Raw genomic sequence first — 15,845 nt, forward strand, 5'->3', positions numbered from 1 at the left:
GTTTCGTGAAGGAGCCGGCGATGGCTGGATGGAATGCTGACACAGCGGCCGGGCCGTTAGGTTCCGGGGCGGTCACCTTGGTGGAGGGATCGTCTTTCTGCATCTCCCTGGCGAACGGGGACATCCATCCCGAACATCCGCATGGTCTTTTCGTTCTCGACACCCGCATCCTCTCCGGCTGGAGCCTGACGGTTAACGGCCAGCCGCTGGAGCCGCTGGCGGCGGAGACGAAGGAGCCGTACCGGGCGCTGTTTGCCGGCCGCGTCCCCCGCGCGGACGGATATGCCGACAGCCCGCTGATCGTGGAGCGGCTGCGTGAAGTGGGGGCCGGCATCCAGGAGCAGGTCACCGTCCGCAATTACTCCGTGGAGCCGGCCGAATGCGTGATCTCCCTGAAGATCGAGGCGGATTTCGCGGATCTTTTCGAGGTGAAGGAGGCTCGGATCCAGCGGCGCTGGGAGGAAACCCGGCAGCCGGACGTCGACGCGCTGACCATCCGCGCGCTCTGGCAGGATGTCCGGAAGGGCGTCGTGATCCAGGCCCCCGGGGCAGACATTTCGCCGGAGGCCCTCACGTACCGGGTGTCCGTCCCGCCGCACGGCCACTGGAGCACGGTTCTCACCGTGGTGCCCGGCACCGAGGAAGCCGGTCCCGCGGCGTCGTTCGTCCATACTGGCGGGGACGGATTGTCCCCCCGGGACCGGCGCCGGCAGCAGTGGGTGGCCAAGATTCCGGTGCTCCAGATGGGAAACCGCTCCATCGAACGGACGTTGCGGCGCAGCTATGACGATCTGGGCGCCCTCCGCATCGAGGACCCGGACCATCCGGACCGCGTGGTGGTGGCCGCCGGGGCGCCGTGGTTCATGACCCTGTTCGGCCGGGACTCGCTGTGGGCCTCGGAAATGGCGCTGCCGGTGGATCCCTCCCTGGCCCTGGGCACGCTGCAGACCCTGGCGGACCGCCAGGGCACCGTAGTGGACCCGATGAGCGAGGAGGAACCGGGCAAGATCCTGCACGAGGTCAGGCTCGATGTCTCCACCGGCCTGGCCCTGGGCGGCAAGTCCGCCTACTACGGCAGCGTCGACGCCACCCCGCTGTTCGTGGACGTGCTCGGGGCCGTCAGCCGCTGGGGATTCGCCAAAGACACCATCGCCGCGCTGCTGCCGCACGCTGACCGCGCGCTGGACTGGATCCGGGACTACGGGGACAAGGACGGCGACGGGTTCGTCGAGTACGAGCGCCTCAACGACCGGGGGCTGCTCAACCAGGGCTGGAAGGACTCCTGGGACGGCATCAACTTTGCCGACGGCCACCTGGCCGAACCGCCGATCGCGCTCTGTGAGGTGCAGGCCTACGTCTATGCCGCGTACCTGGCGCGCGCCTGGATGGCGTACGACGCCGGCGACGCGGCGTTGGCGGACGGGCTCACCGACCGGGCGGCGCAGTTGAAGAAACAGTTCAACGAACAGTTCTGGATGCCCGGGCGCGGGTACTACGCCATCGCCCTGGACGGCCACAAGCGGCAGGTCGATGCGTGCGCGTCCAATATGGGCCACTGCCTCTGGCTCGGCCTGGTGGATGAGGACAAGGCCCCGCAGGTGGCGGAACGGCTGATGTCCCCGGAGATGTTCAGCGGCTGGGGCGTGCGGACCCTGGCATCCGACATGGGCGCGTACAACCCGGCGAGCTACCACAACGGCTCGGTCTGGCCGCACGACAATGCGATCATCGCGGCCGGCTTGCTGCGCTACGGTTTCGTGGCGGAGGCGCAGCGGATCTCCACGGCCCTGCTGGAGGCGGCCGAGTATTCCGGCGGCCGGCTGCCCGAATTGTTTTGCGGCTTCGGCCGGGACCAGTTCGCCGCACCTGTCCCCTATCCGACGGCCTGCTCGCCGCAGGCCTGGGCGGCGACCACACCGATCCTGCTGGTGACGAGCCTGATGCGGTACGACGCCCACATCTCCCGGGGCGGCCTGTGGATGGATCCCGTGCTCCCGGAATCCTACGGCGACCTGCACATCACCAACGCGCCCATGGCCGGCGGCCGGATCACCATCGACATCGCCAATTCCGTCCCGTCCGTCCAAGGGCTGCCCGCAGGCATGGTGTTCCATCACGGGCACCGGCCATGGATCACAGAACTCGTGGAGCAGGCCGCCCGGCGCCCAAAGGCTTAGCAAGGCGGCAGCCGGGCTGACGGAATCAACCAGCGTGTTTCACGAAGCGGATGGTCATGGCTTTGAACCCGGGCGTATTGGATTCCCGTGCCACCAGTTCCCGGTGGACCAGCGCATTTGCCTCAGGGAAGTAGGCCGCAGCGCACCCCTTGGCGGTGGGATAGGCCACCAGCTGGAACCTGTCCGCCCGTCGTTCGCTGGATTGGCCGTCGGCACCGCGGAATGTTGAAATGACATCCACCAGGTCCCGGTCCTTGAAGCCCAGTTCGGACAGGTCGTCGTCGTGGACCAGGATGACGCGGCGGCCTTCGGAGATGCCCCGGTAGCGGTCGTCGAGTCCGTAGATGGTGGTGTTGTACTGGTCGTGGCTGCGGATGGTCTGGAGGATCAGGTGGCCGGCCGGGGGTGCCAGGTATTCCAGCGGGCTGACGGTGAAGGCGGCCTTGCCGGTGGGGGTGGCGAACGTCCGGGTGTCGCGGGGCGGGTTGGGCAGCACGAAGCCGTTCTTGGTCCGGATCCGGGCGTTGAAGTCTTCGAATCCGGGGATGACGCGGGAGATGTGGTCCCTGATGACGTCGTAGTCTTCGGCCATGGCCCGCCAGTCCACCGGGTGGTTCTCGCCGAAGGTGGCCTGGGCCAGCCGGGCGATGATCACCGGTTCGCTGAGCAGGTGGTCGGAGACCGGTTTCAGCCGGCCCTGGGTGGAGTGGACCACGGACATGGAGTCCTCCACGGAGAGGAACTGCCGCCCTCCCGGGTGCTTGTCATCGGTGTCCGTGCGCCCGAGGGTGGGGAGGATAAGGGAGGTCCGGCCGTGGACAACATGTGAACGGTTGGGCTTGGTGGAGATGTGGACTGTCAGGCCGGCACGTTTCATGCCGGCTTCCAGGGGTCCCGTGTCGGAGTTCGCCGCCGCGAAATTGCCGCCCATCGCCACGAAGACGTCCACGTTGTCCAGTTCGAAGGCCTGCAGGGCTTCCGTGGAGTCGTGGCCGTGCTCGCGGGGTGTGCTGATCCCGAACTCCTGGTCCAGGGCGGCCAGGAGCGTTTCCTTGGGTTTCTCCCAGATGCCCATGGTGCGGTCGCCCTGGACGTTCGAATGGCCGCGGACGGGGCAGGCCCCGGCGCCGCGTTTGCCGAAGTTTCCCTGCAGCAGCAGCAGGTTGATGATCTCCCGGAGCGTGTCCACCGAGTGCGGCTGCTGCGTCAGGCCCAGCGCCCAGCAGATGATGGTGGCCTTGGAGGCGGCCATCATGCCGGCGATCCTGGTGATGTCGTCCTTGTCCAGGCCGGTGGCTTTCTTCGTCTCGGCCCAGTCAACGCTGCTGCGCGCCGTCACGTAGTCGTCGAATCCTTCGGTCTGTGCCTGGATGAACGCGTGGTCCACCACGGTGCCCGGATTCTCTTTCTCGGCTTCGAGCAGGAGATGGCCCAGGGCCTGGAACAGGGCCAGGTCCCCGCCGACCTTGATCTGGAGGTATTCGTCGGCGATGGTTGTGCCGTGCCCCGCCACCCCGGTGAGGGACTGCGGGTCTTTGAAGTTCATCAGCCCTGCCTCGGGCAGCGGATTGACGCCCACGACCTTGCCGCCGTTGTTCTTGCAGTCTTTCAGGGCCGAAAGCATCCGGGGGTGGTTAGTGCCGGGATTCTGCCCTACCACGAAGACGAGCTCGGCGGCGTGGATGTCTTCGAGGGAGACGGTTCCCTTGCCGATCCCGATGGTGGGGTTCATGGCGGAGCCGGAGGATTCGTGGCACATGTTGGAGCAGTCGGGCAGATTGTTGGTCCCGACGCTGCGGGCGAACAACTGGAACATGAAGGCGGTTTCGTTTGCCGTCCGTCCGGAGGTGTAGAAGACGCAACGGTCCGGTGTGGTGGCGCGGATGTGCCCTGCGGCCAGGTCGAAGGCGTCCGCCCAGCTGATGGGGGAGTAGTGGGTGTCGCCGGGCCGGAGCACCACGGGCTCGGTGATGCGGCCCTGGTTGCCCAGCCAGTGGTCGGTCCTAGTCTCCAGCTCCGCGATGGAGTGGGCAGCCCAGAACTCCGGGGTCACGGTCCGGGTGGTGTTCTCCTCCGCGATGGCCTTGGCCCCGTTCTCGCAGAACTCGGCCGCGCTTCTCTTGCCGGTGATGGATTCCGGCCAGGCACATCCCGGGCAATCGAAGCCGTTGTGCTGATTGACGCGCAGCATCGAGCGCACCGTCCGGGCGACACCGGCCTGGGCAATTCCCCGTTCCAGCGCCACCGTCACGGCTTTGACGCCGGCAGCCGCTTTCTTCGGCGCACGTACTTCCAGGTCATCTTCGTTGATGTCTTCGGTAGGCGCAGGACGGGTCAATTTCAATTTTGGATTCCTCACCGGTTCGGGCTTGTTGGACTAGGGTAACGCGCTTGCCACCAACGCGGGGTCACCTACGGCCCATCCCGGGCCGCGGAATGGGCCGTAGGTGACCCCGCGTTGCTCGGCCTCCGGGGCCCGGGCCGGGAAGCCTAGCGCAGCACCACTGTCCTGTTGCCCTGCAGGATCACGCGGCCTTCGCAGTGCCAGCGGACGGCGTTGGAGAGGGCTTTGCACTCGGTGTCACGGCCTGCCGCCACCAGTTCCTCCGGACCGTAGGTGTGGTCCACTTCCACCACCTGCTGCGAGATGATGGGCCCTTCGTCCAGCTCCGCGTTGACGTAGTGCGCGGTGGCACCGACGGTCTTCACGCCGCGCGCATATGCCTGGTGGTACGGTTTGGCGCCCTTGAAGCTGGGCAGGAAGGAGTGGTGGATGTTGATGGCGCGGCCGTCCAGCCGGCGTGTGAGGTCATCGCTGAGGACCTGCATGTAGCGTGCCAGCACCACAAGCTCCACGTCGAACTCGTCCACGAGCTCGAGGAGCCGTGCCTCCGCCGCAGGCTTGGTGGCTGCCGTGACGGACACATGGAAGAACGGGATGCCGTGCCATTCCACGAGGGTCTGGTGGTCCGTGTGGTTGGAGACCACGGCAACCACGTCCACGGGCAGTTCGCCTATCCTGGCCCGGAAGAGCAGGTCGTTGAGGCAGTGCCCGAACTTGGACACCATGATCAGCACCCGGCGTTTGGAGCCGTGCGGCTCCAGCCGCCAGCGCATCCCGAAGCGGTCGGCCATAGGGGCGAAGGCTGCCCGCAAGGTGTCCGCAGTGGACGCATCGCCGTCGGACCCGAAGTGCACCCGCATGAAGAAGTGGCCTTCGGAGCGTTCGCCGAACTGATGGTTGTCGATGATGTCGCAGCCGTGGTGCAGCAGGAAGCCGGAGACGGCGTGGACGATGCCCGGCGTCTCCGGGCAATCGAGCGTGAGGACATGCTCCACTGTGACCGCCTCCCGGGATGCCTGTGCTTCAGACTGGATAGCCGTCATCGGTCAGCACTCGATCACATTCACGGCAAGGCCTCCGCGGGAGGTTTCCTTGTACTTGGTTTTCATGTCTGCTCCTGTCTCGCGCATGGTCTTGATGGCTTTATCCAACGAAACTTTGTGGCTGCCGTCGCCGTGGAGGCACAGGCGGGCGGCGTTGATGGCTTTGACGCTGGCGATGGCATTGCGTTCGATGCAGGGGATCTGCACCAGCCCGCCGACCGGGTCGCACGTGAGGCCCAGATTGTGTTCGATCCCGACTTCGGCGGCGTTTTCCACCTGGGCCGGAGTGCCGCCGAGTACTTCGGCCAGTCCCGCCGCCGCCATGGAACAGGCCGAGCCGACCTCGCCCTGGCAGCCGACCTCGGCCCCGGAGATGGAGGCGTTGATCTTGAACAGGATCCCGACGGCGGCGGCGGCCAGGAGGAAGCGGATGACGCCGTCGTCGTTGGCGCCCGGCACAAACTTCGTGTAGTAGTGCAGGACAGCCGGCACGATGCCGGCGGCACCGTTGGTGGGGGCGGTGACGATCCGCCCGCCGGCGGCGTTTTCCTCGTTGACGGCCAGCGCGAAAAGGTTCACCCATTCCATCGCGAGCAGCGGGTCGGCCGAGGCCGCGCCATCCAGGTCCGCGTCGGTGGCCGAGAGCGTCCTGAACAGCGACGGCGCGCGGCGGACGACGTTCAGTCCGCCCGGCAGGATGCCCTCGGCGGCGCAGCCGTTGTCCACGCATTCGCGCATGACGGCCCAGATCTTGAGCAGCCGCTCGCGGAGCTCGGCCTCGCTGCGCCACACGAGCTCGTTGGCGAGCATGATGTCCGAGATGGACTTGCCTTCGCGGGCGCAGATCGCCAGGAGCTCATCCGCCGTGGTGAAGGGGTAGGGGAGCACCGTGGCGTCTGCGACAACCCTGTCCGTGCCGGCGGCGTCGCCGTCCACCACAAATCCGCCGCCGATGGAGTAGTAGCTGCGTTCCCGCAGCACCTCCCCCGTGTGGTCCAGCGCGCGGAACGTCATGCCGTTCGGGTGGGCCGGCAGGGACTTGCGGCGGTGCAGGACCACGTCTTCGTCCCAGTTGAAGTCCACCCGGTGGCTGCCGCCGACATGCAGCTCCGCGTTGAGCGCGGCTGCGGCAACCTGGTCGTCGGCGGTGCGGGTGTCCACGGTTTCCGGGGCCTGTCCCTGCAGCCCCAGCACCACGGCCTTGTCCGAGCCGTGGCCGCGGCCGGTGGCGCCCAGGGAGCCGAAAAGCTCGGCCTGGACGCGCACCGTGGCCGCAAGCTGGCCGGACGATTCAAGACCGTCCGTGAACTGCTTCGCCGCCCGCATCGGGCCGACCGTGTGCGACGACGACGGCCCGATGCCAACAGAAAACAGGTCAAGCACGCTCAGGGCCATTAGGGGACCTCGGGTGAGGCGTACTCCCGCATGGAGTCCACGAGCCAGCGTCCCAGGAAGTCGGCGAACGAGGCCCGCGGGAACAGGCGGAACGTCTCGTCCGCGGTCTTCCAGAGCACGACCGGGATGTGCCCGATTTCCGTGGCCAGGGCGGTGCCGGCCTTGAACACGCGCGGGTGCAGGTCCAGCGAGCAGCTCTTCTCGAGGACTGCCTGGGCCCGGCTGCCGGTGAGCTCGAAGGTCGTGCGGTTGGCGGACAGGTCCACCACCTGGCCTTCGTCGCTGCCCAGTGCCGCCGTGAGATCGCTGATCAGCGAGCCGCCGACGGAGCCGTGCGACTCCTCCGGGGCGACGACCATGAATTCTGCGGGCCCGAGCCACAAGACGCTGACAGCGGCGTCGCTGCCGCTAACGTCGCCGCTGGAGGCCGGCAGCCCGCCGGTCACGGAGGCGACGCGCGTCGCGGCGTCGGAGCCGCGCTCAACGCGGATCCCCACCATGGTCTGGTACGGGATTTCCCTCAGCGTCGCGGTGCCCGGCACGGAGCCGGCCGCGAAGGCCTCGGTGAGGTGCGAGGCCGGGCTGCGTCGGGCAGCCCGAAGTCCGTTGACCTGTGCTGCTTCTGCTGGTGCTGCTGTTTCAGCCATCTTTGCGGGTCCCTTCAGCGTCGAAAAGTACGGTTTCGCCAACAACCACGTCGACCAGCTGGTCTCCCATCGAGGCCACGAGGGTCTCGCCGATGCGGTTGCGGCCGTTTTGGATCAGAGCCAGGCCGAAGGAACGGCCCAGCGCGGCACTGTGGTAGCTGGAGGTCACGAACCCCTGCATCGGCACGGGGCCGTAGGCGGGGTTGACGGTGATGCCCTTTTCCACGAGCTGCGTGCCTTCAGGCAGCCGGATGCTTCCATCCACCGGGAGCACGCTGACCAGGTGTTTCCGGTCGGTGCGGGCGGCGTCCGTGCGGTTGTAGGAGCGCTTGCCGATGAAGTCCTTGGCCTTGGAAACGATCCATTCCATCCCGGCGTCCTGCGGGGTGACCGTACCGTCGGTGTCCTGCCCGACGATCGGGTAGCCCTTTTCGGCACGCAGCACGTGCATGGTTTCGGTGCCGTACGGGGTGATGTTGAACTCCGCACCGGCGGCGGCCACGGCTTCCCAGGTGTTCAGCCCGTACCAGGACGGCACGTTGATCTCGTAGGCCAGTTCGCCGGAGAAGGAGATGCGGCAGATGCGCGCCTGCACTCCGGAGGCCAGCGTGGTCTCCCGGAAGGTCATGAACGGGAACGCCTCGGCCTCCAGGCCGCCGCCGGCGGCCAGCTGCGGGGCGAGCTTGGCAATCACGGCACGGGACTTGGGACCGACGACGGCGATGGTGGTCCACTGTTCCGTCACGGAGGTGCAGTGCACGTCCAGTTCGGGCCATTCAGTCTGGTGCCATTCCTCCAGCCAGTCCAGCACCTTGGCGGCGCCGCCGGTGGTGGTGGTCATGAAGTAGCGGTCCGGGTCCAGGCGCAAGGTCACGCCGTCGTCGAAGATCATGCCGTCAGGGGTGCACATGACGCCGTAGCGGGCGGATCCCGGCGCGAGCTTCTTGAACGCGTTGGTGTAGACGCGGTTCAGGAATTCACCGGCGTCCTTGCCCCGGATCTCGATCTTGCCCAGGGTGGTGGCGTCCATGAAGCCCACGGAGTCGCGGACGGCGGCGCATTCGCGCAGGACCGCGGCATCCATGTCCTCGCCGGCCTGCGGGTAGTACCAGGGGCGCTTCCACTGTCCGACGTCCTCGAACAAGGCTCCCTGGGCGGCGTGCCACGGGTGGACGGACGTCTTGCGGGCGGGGTCGAAGAGCTCGCCGCGCTGGCGTCCGGCCAGGGCTGCGAAGGCCACCGGGGTGAACGGTGCACGGTAGGCCGTCGTGCCGATCTCGCCGATGCCGGCGGCTTCCTCGCCGCCGAACTTCAGGGCCGCCGCGATGACGCCGATGGCGTTGACGCCGGAGGTCTTGCCCTGGTCGTTGGCGGTGCTGATGGAGGTGTAGCGCTTGACGTGTTCCACCGAGCGCATGCCGGCCCCGGTGGAGCGGAGCACATCGGCCACGGACTGGTCACGCTGGAAGTCCACAAAGTGGTGGTGCCACTCGTCGGGGGTGCCTGCCTGGCCGGGGACCAGCCAGAGCTGGCGGGTCGGGGCCGAGGCCACCGGTTCCTTGGGTGCTGACGGCTCGACGGCGGAGTCGAAGCCGGCGGCGATGGCCGCTGCCGCGCCGGCGGAGATCCCTTCGGCCAGGCAGTCCGCCAGTGCGTAGCTGCCACGGCCGGATCCCACGACCTGCTGGTCGGGAACCACGCTGCCGGGGATAAAGGCGGCGAGTTCCTCGTCCCAGCGGAGCTTGCCCTGGCGCTGGGAGTGCAGGTGCACCACCGGGCTCCAGCCGCCGGAGACGGCCAGCAGATCGCAGGCGAGCTGTTCGACGCCGGAGGTGAGTTCGCCGTCGTCGTTGATGCTGCGGACGGTGACGCCGGCGAGGCGGCCGGTGCGCTCACCTGCCGTGTCGGCGACGGCGCTGCCGATCAGGACGCGGACGCCGGCGGCGGCTGCCGTGGCGGCCGTGCCGCTGAGCTGCGGGCGGGCGTCAACGACGGCGGCGACGGTGATCCCGGCGGCGCGGAGGTCGGCTGCCAGGGCGTAGGCGGAGTCGTTGGTGGTGCTGATGACCACCCGCGATCCGGCTGCCACGGCGTAGCGGTTGAGGTAGCTGCGGACGGCCGAGGCGAGCATGATGCCGGGGCGGTCGTTGTTCTCGAACACCAGCGGACGCTCATGGGCGCCGGCGGCCAGCACGACCTGCTTGGCACGGATGTGCCAGATACGCTGCCGGGACACCCCGGGGGCTGCCGGGCTGGACAGGTGGTCCGTACGGTTCTGCGCGGCGATGAAGTAGTTGGAGTCGTAGGAGCCGAAGGCGGAGGTGCGGTTGAGCACGGTGCATTCGGCGGCGGAGACAAGCTCCGCTTCGACGTCGGCCACCCAGTCCAGGGCGGCCTTGCCCTCGACGGTGTCCTGCAGCGCCGGGGCTGTGGAGCCGGACAGCAGCGCGCCGCCGAGCTCGGGCTGGTCGTCGATCAGGATGACGCGGGCGCCGGTGCGGACGGCTTCACGGGCCGCGGCCAGGCCGGCAGCGCCACCGCCCACCACCAGGACATCGGTGTGGACGTACTTCTTGTCGTATTCGGCGTGGTCCTCGTTGGGATCCAGTTTGCCAAGTCCGTTGAGCAGCTCGGCGCTGAGTCCGTCCACGAGGGACACCGTGGTGGCCGGCAGCATGGACTCGGCCACGTGCCCCGGGAACCGGGCGGCGACCTTCACGAGTGCATTGGGTTCCTCGACGCCGGCGGCCATGATGCCGCGGGGGCGGTCCTCGTAGAGGGAGTTGCCCGCGCTGATATGGCCGTTGGCGAGCAGCGCCGATGCGATGGTATCGCCGGGGTGGCCGGTGAATTCCTGGCCGTCCACGGTGAACCGCCAGGAGATGCTGCGGTCGATGCGGCCGCCGGTGGAGAGGCGGGAGTTCTGGCTGGTCACTTCTGGGCTCCTTCCGGGGAGACAGGGGTGGGGACTGTGGGGGCCGTGTGCCCCGTGGCGGGGCGCAGTTGGCCCATCGGGTAAATGGCCTGGATTTCGTAGCTCACGGTGTCCCGGAGCATGTTGAACCATTGCCGGCAGCCGGTGCTGTGGACCCAGCGTTCAGCGAAGGCACCCTTGGTGTTGTCCCGGTAGAACAGGTACTCGGCCCATTCACGGTCGCTCAGGGCGTCAGGGCTTTCCGGGTAGGCCACATGGGCCTGGCCACCGTAGTGGAATTCAGTTTCGTCCCGGGGGCCGCAGTTGGGGCAGGGAATCAGGAGCATGTCCTTACCTCTTTCTAGTGGGCCACGGCAGCGGCGCCGTGTTCGTCGATCAGGGCACCGGTTTCGAAGCGCTCCAGTGCGAAGGGCTTGTTGAGCTGGTGCGGGGCACCGGTGGCGATAGTGTGGGCGAAGGTCAGGCCGGCCGCGGGGGTGCCCTTGAACCCGCCGGTTCCCCAGCCGCAGTTGACGAACATGTTCTCCACCGGGCTTAGCCCCACGATCGGCGAGGCATCCATGGTGGTGTCCACGATCCCGCCCCAGGTCCGGAGCACGTGGGCCCGGGCGAAGATCGGGAAGAGCTCCACGGCCGCTGCCATCTGCTCCTCGATGACGTGGAAGGAGCCGCGCTGGCCGTAGCCGTTGTAGGAGTCCACACCGGCGCCCATGACCAGTTCGCCCTTGTGCGCCTGGGAGACGTAGACGTGGACGTGGTTGGACATGACCACCGTGGGGTGGACGGGTTCGTGCAGTTCGGACACCAGCGCCTGGAGCGGGTGGGACTGGATCGGCAGGCGGAAGCCGGCCATTTCGGCCAGGACGCTGCTGTGTCCGGCAGCGCAGAGACCGACCTTTTCGGTGTTGATGGTGCCGCGGCTGGTCTTGACGCCCACCACCCGGTTGCCCTCCTTGACGAAGCCGGTGACTTCGCAGTTCTGGATGATGTCCACACCGAGTTCGTCGCACTTGCGGGCGAAGGCCCAGGCGACGTGGTCGTGCTTGGCGATACCTGCGCGGGGCTGGTAGGTGGCGCCCATGACGGGGTAGCGGATGTTGTCGCTGATGTTCAGGATGGGGCAGAGTTCCTTGACCTGCTTCGGGTCCAGCCACTCGGCGTCGACGCCGTTGAGCTTGTTGGCTCCGACCCGGCGCATGCTTTCGCGGACATCGCCCAGGGTGTGGGCCAGGTTCATCACGCCGCGCTGGCTGAACAGGAAGTCGTATTCCAGTTCTTCCGGCAGGATCTCCCACAGCTTCAGCGCGTGCTCGTAGATCGCCGCGCTCTCGTCCCAGAGGTAGTTGGAGCGGATGATGGTGGTGTTCCGGGCCATGTTGCCGCCGGCGAGCCAGCCTTTTTCCAGGATGGCGATGTTGGTCATGCCGTGGTTCTTGGCCAGGTAGTAGGCAGTGGCGAGGCCGTGGCCGCCGCCGCCGACGATCACGGCGTCGTAGGACTTCTTCGGGTCAGGATTGCGCCACAGGAAGTCGGGGTGCTCCGGCAAATGTTCGGTCGTCACTGTGCAACTCCGTTCGGGGTGGTTCCGGCGTTGCCGGAAAGGTTCGGGTAGAGCGGGAATTTCTCGGCCAGGACCGTGACCCGGTCGCGGAGCAGCACGGCGGACTCTTCGCTGAGTTCGCCCTTGATGGCTTCGGCGATGATGTCGGCAACCTCGGTGAATTCGGCCGGGCCGAAGCCGCGGGTGGCCAGCGCCGGGGTGCCGATGCGGAGTCCGGAAGAGACCATCGGCGGGCGGGGGTCAAACGGGACTGCGTTGCGGTTCACGGTGATGCCTATCCGGTGCAGGCGGTCCTCGCCCTGCTGGCCGTCCAGTTCGGAGTTGCGCAGATCCACCAGGACCAGATGGACGTCGGTGCCGCCGCCCACCACGGAGATCCCGTATTCGGCGACGTCCGGTGCGAGCAGGCGCTCGGCCAGGATCTTGGCCCCTTCCAGGGTGCGTTGCTGGCGGTCCTTGAACTCAGCGGTTGCGGCGATCTTGAAGGACACGGCCTTGGCGGCGATGACGTGTTCCAGCGGTCCGCCCTGCTGGCCGGGGAAAACGGCGGAGTTGATCTTGCGTGCCAGGGACTCGCGGCTGAGGATGACGCCTCCGCGCGGGCCGCCCAGGGTCTTGTGCGTGGTGGTGGTGACGACGTCGGCGTACGGTACCGGGTTCGGGTGCAGTCCCGCGGCCACCAGGCCGGCGAAGTGGGCCATGTCCACCATGAGGTAGGCGCCCACCAGGTCGGCGATGCGGCGGAACTCCGCAAAATCGAGCTGGCGCGTGTAGGCGGACCAGCCGGCCACGATCAGCTTGGGCCGGTGCTCCAGCGCCAGTGCCTCCACCTCGGCCATGTCAACGGTCATGTCCGATTCGCGCACATGGTACGGAACCACGTTGTACAGCTTGCCGGAGAAGTTGATCTTCATGCCGTGGGTCAGGTGCCCGCCGTGGGCCAGAGCCAGGCCCAGGATGGTGTCGCCCGGATTCAGCAGCGCAAACATCGCTGCGGCGTTTGCCTGGGCGCCGGAGTGCGGCTGGACATTTGCTGCCTCGGCACCGAAAAGTGCCTTGACCCGGTCGATGGCCAGCTGCTCGATCACGTCAACGTGTTCGCAGCCGCCGTAGTAGCGCTTGCCCGGGTAGCCCTCGGCGTACTTGTTGGTCAGCACCGAGCCCTGGGCCGTCATGACGGCCGTGGGGGCGAAGTTTTCCGAGGCGATCATTTCCAGCGTTGACTGCTGGCGGTCCAGCTCTCGGGCGATGGCCGCATCTACCTCGGCGTCTACGCTGGAGAGGGTGCCTGTGAGCACGTCTGCCATGGTCTGTTCCTTTCGATTAGCGGGTAGTCAACAACTACTAGCCAACTAATACATGACTGATATATTAGATTGAATGCAACAATATGTTGTAGATCACTCGACGTCAAGGGCGTCGTTCGGACAACGCGCGGCAAGCCAGTCGCCGCGGCGCAAACGAAGACATGAGGAGGGGACATGACGAGCCTTGCAGTGGAAGGCGAGGCAGCGGCCGAAACGGAGCTGCCCCTATCTGAACAGGCCTACCGGCACCTGCGGGATCAGCTGATCATGCTGGAGATCCGCCCGGGCGAAGCCATCAACGACTCGGTGCTGGCGGCCAGGCTCGGGTTCGGGCGCACCCCGGTGCGCGAGGCGCTCAAGCGGCTGGAGAGCGACCACCTGGTGGTCTCCTACCCGCGCCGGGGAACCTTCGCAACCCGCGTCGACATCACGGAGCTGGCAGACATCTCGGAGATCCGCGAACTGCTGGAGCCCCTGGCGGCGCGGCGGGCAGCACGAACGGCCAACCCGGACATGCGGGCCAGGCTCCGGGAGCTGGCGGCCGACATCGCCGACTCGGGGCCGCAGGGCGCCGACCAGCACACGCTGATGCGCTTCGACATCATGGTCCACCGGCAGATCTACGCGGCCGCCGCAAATCCCCACCTGGAGGACGTGCTCATCCGGTACGACAACCTTGCGACGCGCATCTGGTGCCTGGTGCTGGACAAGATCCCGTCCGTCGCCGGGCACATTACCGAGCATGTCGACCTGCTCCATGCCATTGCCGACGGCGATGCCGAGCTGGCCGCCAGCCTGGCACTCGAGCACGTGACCAGCTTCGAAAAAACCGTCCGCAGCGTACTTTAGAGCGTCCGCCTAGGGTGCCGGCCGGGGCCGGTGCGGGGCGGGCGCCGCACCCGCCGCTGCCGCCGCTGCTGCGAGGTGGATGGCAAACAGCCTGCCGGAGGTGCGCGGGTCCCCGCCCAGCAGGTCCTGGATCTTGTTCAGCCGCTTGTGCATCGTCTGCCGTTCAACGTTCAAGGCGACGGCCGACGCCGTCGTGTTGCACCCCGAATCGAGCCAGCACAGCAGGGTCGCCAGCAGGGACGTGCCGTGCTTCCGGTCCCAGCCCAGCACTTCCCCGAGAATCGACTCCACATAGGAGTCCAGAAATCCGGGGTGGGGCACCGCATCCAGGATCCGCCGGCCCAGGAAGTCCATTGCGTCGAGCACCTCGCCCGCGGCAGGCGTCCCGAGCCGCATTATTTCCTGCGCCTCAACGTAGGAGTCGTGCGCGCGGATACCGTCGGCCACGTTTGGTCCGAAGGCCGCGCAGGCGGCCGAGCCGGCCACGGCGTCCCGCGCTGCCCGGAGCAGCATTTCGCGTGCCGCCCGGGTGTCTTTGCGCGGCAGGGCGAGCAGCACGGCCCGTTCACCGTCCCACGCGTGGGTCTTGACGTTCACTCCTCCCACATGAAGGGCCCGTTCGACGGCGGAGAAGTTGGCTTCCCTGCCGGCCGCCCGGAAGACAGCCATGACCGCTGCTTGGCCCGGCTGCAGCCCGGCCTGCAGCCATAGCGGCCTGAGGGTTGCGTCGTCGCCGCCCTCGATCACCGACTCCAGCAGGCGCGCATCGGCCACCTGGGCCGGCGTCGGACGAAAGGCCTGCGCGAGGGCCAAGGCCAGGATGCCGGACAGCCGGTCGGCTGCAAGGTCCAGCAGGAAGGGATCCTGCGACGGGGAGCGGAGCGTCAACTGGGCCGCCAGCTGGCCGCCGACCAGAATTCCGGCCACAGCCGTGGAGCCTTCCTTATTGCCTGCGCCGACTGGGCTGCCGGCGTGGCCGAGGAGCACTCCGTCGGGAGCCACCAGCGAGACCTCTGCCTCCAGGGCCGTGGCCAGCATCTCAAGGATGGTGGGCAGGTGGGGGCCCCTGTCGGTGATCTGGCGCGCAATCCGGCGGGAGGCGTCGTCGACCACCAGGTGGGCAGCCGCCTGCTCGTTGACCACCAGGCGGTTCACTGCCTCGGCAATGTCGACAAAGGGCGCCACCGAGCGCAGGTCTATCAGCGGCAGCCCGTTCTCGTTGGCCGCGGCAATGAGCCGCTCCGACAATGGGGCCGCCTGGCCGGCTGTCTGCAGGGCCAGGGCCGCTATCTGCCGGCCCGCGAGGCTGCGGATGTAGTCCTCCTGTTCCTTCGCGGGAAGGGCCAGCAACGCCTCTCCGCCGGAGAGCAGCAGTTCACCTCCGCGCAGGAGCGGGGCAATCTCGAGCACCTCGCTTGAATGCACCCACCGGACTGCCCGCTGCAGGGTTCCGGGCACGCTGCTGCGCAGCAGGGGGTCAGCGGCGGACATGGGCTGGGACGCAAGGACTTCGGCGAGCGTGATCATGGAACTCCCACATTGCAGTTTGACGTTTTGTCACCTGATACTGCTTTAGTGTAATCATAA

At 67.4% G+C, this 15,845-nt stretch carries 11 protein-coding genes; 2 read left to right on the plus strand and 9 right to left on the minus strand.

Annotation, left to right across the window (positions count from 1 at the left end):
- Positions 1-20 precede the first annotated feature (20 nt).
- A complete protein-coding gene (locus ACQCSZ_RS22510) occupies positions 21-2,177 on the plus strand; it encodes a glycogen debranching N-terminal domain-containing protein (protein WP_427005814.1) in 2,157 nt (718 codons plus the stop codon).
- 25 nt (positions 2,178-2,202) lie between these two features.
- Here the strand turns inward: ACQCSZ_RS22510 and ACQCSZ_RS22515 are convergent, their stop codons facing one another.
- The 8 genes from ACQCSZ_RS22515 to glyA form a co-directional block, all read right to left on the minus strand.
- Positions 2,203-4,515 carry an FdhF/YdeP family oxidoreductase gene (locus ACQCSZ_RS22515; protein ID WP_427008422.1) on the minus strand — a complete coding sequence of 771 codons (2,313 nt, stop codon included), beginning with the start codon at positions 4,513-4,515 and terminating at the stop codon, positions 2,203-2,205.
- 152 nt (positions 4,516-4,667) lie between these two features.
- The gene (gene purU / locus ACQCSZ_RS22520) at positions 4,668-5,564 is read right to left on the minus strand and encodes a formyltetrahydrofolate deformylase (RefSeq protein ID WP_427005815.1); all 897 of its coding nucleotides are present in this window, start codon (positions 5,562-5,564) and stop codon (positions 4,668-4,670) included.
- Positions 5,565-5,567: 3 nt separating this feature from the next.
- The gene (locus ACQCSZ_RS22525; protein WP_427005816.1) at positions 5,568-6,959 is read right to left on the minus strand and encodes an L-serine ammonia-lyase; all 1,392 of its coding nucleotides are present in this window, start codon (positions 6,957-6,959) and stop codon (positions 5,568-5,570) included.
- Complete coding sequence (locus ACQCSZ_RS22530; protein ID WP_427005817.1) at positions 6,959-7,606, minus strand: sarcosine oxidase subunit gamma; 648 nt, start codon at positions 7,604-7,606, stop codon at positions 6,959-6,961. The genes ACQCSZ_RS22525 and ACQCSZ_RS22530 overlap by 1 nt, the downstream gene beginning before the upstream one ends.
- Complete coding sequence (locus ACQCSZ_RS22535; protein WP_427005818.1) at positions 7,599-10,541, minus strand: FAD-dependent oxidoreductase; 2,943 nt, start codon at positions 10,539-10,541, stop codon at positions 7,599-7,601. The genes ACQCSZ_RS22530 and ACQCSZ_RS22535 overlap by 8 nt, the downstream gene beginning before the upstream one ends.
- Positions 10,538-10,867 (minus strand): sarcosine oxidase subunit delta, encoded by a 330-nt coding sequence (locus ACQCSZ_RS22540; protein WP_427005819.1) that lies wholly within the window; start codon positions 10,865-10,867, stop codon positions 10,538-10,540. The genes ACQCSZ_RS22535 and ACQCSZ_RS22540 overlap by 4 nt, the downstream gene beginning before the upstream one ends.
- Positions 10,868-10,881: 14 nt before the next feature.
- Positions 10,882-12,102 (minus strand): sarcosine oxidase subunit beta family protein, encoded by a 1,221-nt coding sequence (locus ACQCSZ_RS22545; protein ID WP_427005820.1) that lies wholly within the window; start codon positions 12,100-12,102, stop codon positions 10,882-10,884.
- Positions 12,099-13,409: a serine hydroxymethyltransferase gene (gene glyA / locus ACQCSZ_RS22550; RefSeq protein WP_427005821.1), complete on the minus strand. Its 1,311-nt coding sequence runs from the start codon at positions 13,407-13,409 to the stop codon at positions 12,099-12,101. Before glyA ends, ACQCSZ_RS22545 begins: the two co-directional genes overlap by 4 nt.
- A 174-nt stretch (positions 13,410-13,583) precedes the next feature.
- Between glyA and ACQCSZ_RS22555 the strand changes: the two genes are divergently transcribed.
- Positions 13,584-14,258, plus strand: coding sequence for a GntR family transcriptional regulator (locus tag ACQCSZ_RS22555; protein WP_427005822.1), 675 nt, complete (start codon positions 13,584-13,586; stop codon positions 14,256-14,258).
- Positions 14,259-14,267: 9 nt separating this feature from the next.
- On the opposite strand, the gene ACQCSZ_RS22560 is transcribed toward ACQCSZ_RS22555, so the two are convergent.
- Complete coding sequence (locus ACQCSZ_RS22560) at positions 14,268-15,785, minus strand: PucR family transcriptional regulator (protein ID WP_427005823.1); 1,518 nt, start codon at positions 15,783-15,785, stop codon at positions 14,268-14,270.
- Positions 15,786-15,845: the final 60 nt, after the last annotated feature.

This window comes from Pseudarthrobacter sp. H2 (genome assembly GCF_050157045.1).
Taxonomy (GTDB): Bacteria; Actinomycetota; Actinomycetes; order Actinomycetales; family Micrococcaceae; genus Arthrobacter.